The 5,968-nt window shown below is 42.1% G+C and carries 4 protein-coding genes; all 4 read left to right on the top strand.

The window, feature by feature from the left end:
- On the top strand, positions 1 to 844 hold an 844-nt coding region (locus tag ABYD77_RS17075; RefSeq protein WP_372771296.1), incomplete at its 5' end, for a tryptophan halogenase family protein.
- Positions 845 to 2,647 carry an alpha-amylase family glycosyl hydrolase gene (locus ABYD77_RS17070; protein WP_372771295.1) on the top strand — a complete coding sequence of 601 codons (1,803 nt, stop codon included), beginning with the start codon at positions 845 to 847 and terminating at the stop codon, positions 2,645 to 2,647.
- Between the two features lie 4 nt (positions 2,648 to 2,651).
- Positions 2,652 to 4,145, top strand: coding sequence for an MFS transporter (locus tag ABYD77_RS17065; protein ID WP_372771294.1), 1,494 nt, complete (start codon positions 2,652 to 2,654; stop codon positions 4,143 to 4,145).
- On the top strand, positions 4,146 to 5,968 hold a 1,823-nt coding region (locus ABYD77_RS17060; RefSeq protein WP_372771293.1), incomplete at its 3' end, for a glycoside hydrolase family 15 protein.

Below are 5,968 nucleotides of genomic sequence, written 5' to 3'. Positions count from 1 at the left end.
TTTACATGGTTTATTGCTAGATAAAACCTTGAATGTTGGCTTTGAAGATTGGAGCCATTGGTTGCCATGCGACAGTGCTCTGGCTGTGCCATGTGAACATGGTGAAAGTGAAATAAAACCCTATACACGCTCAATTGCCCAATCTGCAGGGTGGCAATGGCAAATTCCACTGACTAATCGTATTGGTAATGGCCTAGTCTATGCAAGTAAACACCTTTCAGATGACACTGCCAAAGCGTTATTACTTAAAAATTTACCGGGTAAAGCACTTGCAGAGCCTAAGCTTATTCGTTTTCGTACGGGGCGCCGTTTAAAGCAATGGCATAAAAATGTGGTAGCGATAGGGCTTTCAAGCGGCTTTTTAGAGCCACTTGAATCTACTAGTATTCACCTTATTCAGACGGCGGCCACTCGTTTACTGAAACATTTTCCGCTGATGGGCATCACTGATGAAGTGGTGGCCGAATACAATCGTCAAAGCCAAATTGAATTTGAGCGTATTCGTGATTTTATTATTCTGCATTACAAATTAACAAAACGCGAAGACAGTGCATTTTGGCGTCAATGTAAGCAGATGGAAATACCCCCAAGCCTTGCTCATAAAATGAAATTGTTTACTGAGAATGCCTTGTTTTTTAGACAAGACGATGAGCTCTTTAGTGAAATTGCGTGGCAGCAAGTAATGCTAGGACAAGGTGCTACGCCAAAACAATATCACCCATTGGCAGATAATCTGACCGATCAACAATTAACTGAAATGCTGGCTAATTTAAAAGTATTGATGCGCCATACTAGCGAACAACTACCGTCCCATAACGAATTTTTAAAACGATTTGGTAATTAAATGAAAAAGAAGATGTATGCCTTATTTGCACTTTTAATGGTGTCACATCATGGCAGTGCCCAATCAAAACTAGTTGAAGAAAAAAACGCAGAGCAAAAGCCTGTGGTCTATCAGGTATTTACGCGTTTATTTGGCAACACAAATACCACCAATAAACCCTGGGGTAGTAAAGCAGAAAACGGTGTTGGTAAATTTGATGACTTTACACCTAAAGCGCTTAATGAAATTAAAGGCATGGGCGTTAGCCACATTTGGTACACAGGTGTGCTGCATCATGCAATGGCTGAGGATTACACAAAATTTGGCATTAGTTTAGACGACCCCGATGTGATTAAAGGCCGCGCAGGTTCTCCTTATGCCATTAAAGATTACTACTCAGTAAACCCAGATTTGGCAAATAACCCTGCGAAGCGAATCGAAGAATTTGAAGCACTTATTGCGCGAAGTCATGCTGCTGGCCTTAAAGTGATCATTGATATTGTGCCAAACCATGTTGCACGTCGCTACCAGTCTATCGCCAAACCTAAAGGCGTTATCGGTCTTGGAGAAAAAGACAATACCAGCGTGACCTATTCTAAGTTTAATGATTTTTACTATATTCCTGGAAAAGCGTTTTCACTGCCTAAATTCCCTGATGAATATCCACCTTTAGGTGGTGATGCGCACCCTTTAGTTGATGGCAAGTTCGACGAAAACCCTGCGAAATGGACAGGCAATGGCTCGCGCGAAGCACAACCCGATTTTAATGATTGGTTCGAAACCGTAAAAGTAAATTATGGTGTAAAACCCGATGGCAGCCATGATTTTGCAAAATTACCAAATGAGTATGCCTCTAAAAACTATCACGATGTTGTGAGGTTTTGGCAAGACAAAGAATTGCCAAGCAGTTGGCAAAAAATGCGCGATATAGCTTTTTATTGGTTAGATAAAGGCGTGGATGGCTTTCGCTATGATATGGCCGAAATGGTACCAGTAGAATTTTGGAGTTATTTAAATGCGCATATTAAAATTAAAAACCCAGAGGCTACATTAATTGCCGAAGTATATAACCCAATCCTTTATCGTGATTATATTCACTTAGGCAAAATGGATTACCTTTACGACAAAGTGGGTTTTTATGACACCTTAAAATGGATTATGCAGGGTAAACAGTCAGCTAGCACATTAATACCAGTGCATAATGAAGTGAAAGATATTGCCCCGCATATGCTTAACTTTTTAGAAAACCATGACGAGCAGCGTATTGCCAGCCCCGATTTTGTTGGCGATATGAATAAAGGCAAACCAGCGATGGTGGTGTCACATTTAATAAGTACGTCACCTACGCTTATTTACTTTGGCCAAGAAGTGGGTGAGCCCGGTGCAGAAAACGCTGGGTTTGCTAGCCCTACACGCACCAGTATTTTTGACTATGTTGGGGTGCCTGAGCATCAAAAATGGATGAATCATGGCAAATTTGATGGCGCGTTGTTATCAAAAACGCAAAAAGAACTGCGCAGCTTTTATGTTTCACTGCTAACTCTTGCAAAACGTGATGCCATCAAATGGGGCGAGCTGACAAATATTTCCAATCAATTAGGTGCTGTAAAAGACAAAGTTATTGGCTTTAAACGCCATACAAGTAACCAAACCCTATTAGTGCTTGCAAATTTTGCAGATAAGCCTCAGACATTCTCGCTGCCATACCTAGTAAAGCAGCAAAATTTGCTGAAATTTGCAGGCAAAAACCAAATTCAAATTAATAACAAAAACACGCAATTCACGCTCGCACCTCAGGGTGCAGTTGTAGTGGCTGTGGAGTAACTTTATGACAACAACCGTGCAAGACAAACCAACACTGTCGTTTTGGCAAATATGGAATATGTGTTTTGGCTTTATGGGCATTCAATTTGGCTTTGCCTTACAAAGTGCCAATGTGAGCCGCATTTTCCAAACCTTAGGAGCGAACATTGATGATATTCCCATTTTATGGATTGCCGCGCCGCTTACAGGTTTAATTGTACAGCCGATTGTAGGTTATTTTAGCGATCGTACTTGGGGTAAATTAGGCCGCCGTCGTCCATTTTTCCTCTATGGTGCATTACTTACCTCGCTTGCACTATGCATTATGCCAAATTCCCCAACCTTATGGATTGCTGCGGGTATGCTTTGGATTATGGACGCTGCGATTAACGTCACTATGGAACCATTCCGTGCGCTGGTCGGTGATAACTTACCGAAAAAGCAGCGTGGTTTAGGTTATGCCATGCAAAGCTTTTTCATTGGTGTGGGTGCTGTTATTGCATCCGCATTGCCTTGGATGATGACCAATTGGTTTGGCATTAGTAACATGGCAGAGGCTGGGGTTATTCCTGAGTCAGTGACTTTCTCATTCTATTTTGGCGCTGTGGTATTACTGATAGCGGTGCTTTGGACCATTGTTTCTACTAAAGAATATAGCCCCGAAGAGCTGGCGAAATATGAAGATCCAGAAGTAACGCTGGCTTATTCCAACCAAGGGCATGTGCCGTTTGCACGCATTGGTGCTACGTTTTTAAGTTTAGGGGTTATCGTTTTAGCAGCGGTTTATGTGTTATCACTTGGTAAAGACATCGTTTTCTTAGGCGGCGCACTTAGCGTATTTGGTGGGCTATTTTTACTTTCAAACAGCATGCAATCTAAAGGCAAGACAGATAACGGCTTTTACACGGTAATGTCTGACATGATGAATATGCCAAAAACCATGAAACAATTGGCCGTTGTGCAGTTTTTTAGCTGGTTTGCGCTGTTTGCAATGTGGATTTATACCACACCTGCGGTAACAAGTTTTCACTTTGGTAGCAGCGATGTTGCAACGAAAGCGTATAACGATGGCGCTGATTGGGTAGGGGTTTTATTTGCTGCCTATAACGGCTTTTCCGTTATTGCTGCGATTGTCATTCCACTAATGGTAAAAAAACTTGGCTTAAAAGTGAGCCATATGATCAACTTATTGCTTGGCGCAGGCGGCATGTTGAGTTTTGCCTTTATTTCGAATAGCGAACATCTGATTTACGCTATGGTGGCCATTGGATTTGTCTGGGCGTCGGTTTTATCGCTGCCATATGCCATGCTCAGCAATGCGCTGCCTAGTAACAAAATGGGCGTGTATATGGGTATTTTTAACTTTTTCATCGTGATCCCACAAATGCTTGCGGCCACTATTTTAGGTTCGCTTGTACGCTATGTGTTTAATGGCGAGGCAATTTATGCCCTCACTCTCGGTGGTATTTCGTATTTGATTGCAGCAATTGCTGTAACGCGTGTGACATATAACAAGTAAATGACAACAAGTGAAAAATTAACCATGTTTAAAACTAAATTTGTTAAACAATCATTTCTGGCAAGTGCTGTGGCACTTGCAATTTCAGGCTGTGGTACTGATGTAACCACAAGCAATACAGTAAGTGCAGTGCAAAATAATGCAATTGCGCCTGGTGCGCCTGGTAGCAAACCCTACTGGGCTTATTCAGGTAAAACAGGTATTGGTACCAGTTATGAAGCCTACTTAGATGGCAGTTACAGTGATAAAGCTGTAACCGGTGCCGTTTCCAAAGTGTGGTTCTCGTTAGCGCAGGGGATTATCACTGAAACCATGTTTGGTTTAATTCACCAAGCACAGCTAAAAGAAATGCAATTTGTAGTGAAAGGCAACAACTTTGTTGCAACAGAGCTAGACGACACCAACTGGCAAATTGACTATCTACAAAAAGACGAACTTGGTAGACCGTTATCACTTGCTTACAAGCTAACAAATACTGACAAGCAAGGGCGCTTTAAAATTGAAAAGCATATTTTCACCGATAGCAACAACCAAGCGTTATTTGTAAAAGTGGCAATAGAGTCACTTAAAGGCGAGCCACTGTCACTTTATGTTCATGCCAATCCGTACGTAAACAATAACGGTGTTGGTGATAAAGCCATGATGAAAGATGGCAAACTCGTTGCGATTGATGGCGACAATTATCTTACGCTTGCAAGTAACACAACATTTGAACAGGCAAGTGTGGGTTTTGTTGGTACATCTGATCTTATATCACAAATGAAATCGGGCGAAACGTTCATCAGCTATTCAACAACGGGTGATAAAACCGGAAATGTGTCACTTGATGCATTACTTGGCAGCACATCAAGCAAAGCAGAATTTGATTTAACACTTTCATTTGGTAAAACCTTGGATGAAAGTATTGCAGCAGCAACCTCAAGCCAACAAAAAGGTTATCAAGCGTTATTAACCGAATTTGGCGTTGACTGGCAAGGGTATTTAGCGTCGCTTGATTTAGAGTCACTTAGCAATCAATCTGCCGACAATGGCCGCTTAGCGTATGCCAGTGCACTCGTGTTAAAAGCACAAGAAGACAAAACGCATGCGGGCGCATTGATTGCATCATTGTCAAACCCTTGGGGCGACACAGTACCTGCAATTGAAGGGCACACAGGTTACAAAGCGGTTTGGGTACGCGACTTTTATCAAGTAGCAATGGCATTCTTAGCTATGGGTGACACAGCGACTGCTAAAACCGCATTTGAATACCTAGAAAAAGTACAAGTAACCGATAAAACACCGGGTAACCAGGGCGATACAGGTTGGTTTTTACAAAAGACCCATGTAGATGGTGAGCTAGAGTGGGTAGGTGTTCAACTTGATCAAACGGCGATGCCAATTATGCTTGGCTGGAAGTTATACCTTGCTGATGCGCTTAGCAAACAAGAACTGATTTATTGGTTTAACAAAATGCTTAAACCCGCGGCCGATTTTTTAGTGGAAGGTGGTCTTGCTAAAATTTTATGGAATGACACCGAAATTAAACCGCCATTTACTCAGCAAGAACGTTGGGAAGAGCAAGCAGGGCATTCGCCATCAACAACAGCTGCTGTGATTGCCGGCCTCATTACTGCAGGTGAAATCGCAAAACTGGCAGGTGACAACGCGCTTTCTGAAAAATACCTAAATGTTGCCAATAATTATAACAGCCAAGTTGAAACGCGCATGTATACCACTAAAAGTACACTACCGAGTGATGCATCGAATGGCCAGCATTATGTTCGCATTAGCCAAGATGACGATGCAAACTCAGCCACAATTCTTGGTGATAACAATGGCCG

The organism is Pseudoalteromonas sp. (assembly GCF_041629635.1).
In the GTDB taxonomy this organism is placed as follows: domain Bacteria; phylum Pseudomonadota; class Gammaproteobacteria; order Enterobacterales; family Alteromonadaceae; genus Pseudoalteromonas.
The sequence above is the reverse complement of the archived record's forward strand: the minus strand, read 5'-3'. Positions and strand labels throughout refer to the sequence as shown.

Coding starts and splice junctions, on each gene's coding strand:
- ABYD77_RS17065 (WP_372771294.1), top strand. CDS start 2,652: ATGACAACAACCGTGCAAGACAAACCAACACTGTCGTTTTGGCAAATA.
- ABYD77_RS17070 (WP_372771295.1), top strand. CDS start 845: ATGAAAAAGAAGATGTATGCCTTATTTGCACTTTTAATGGTGTCACAT.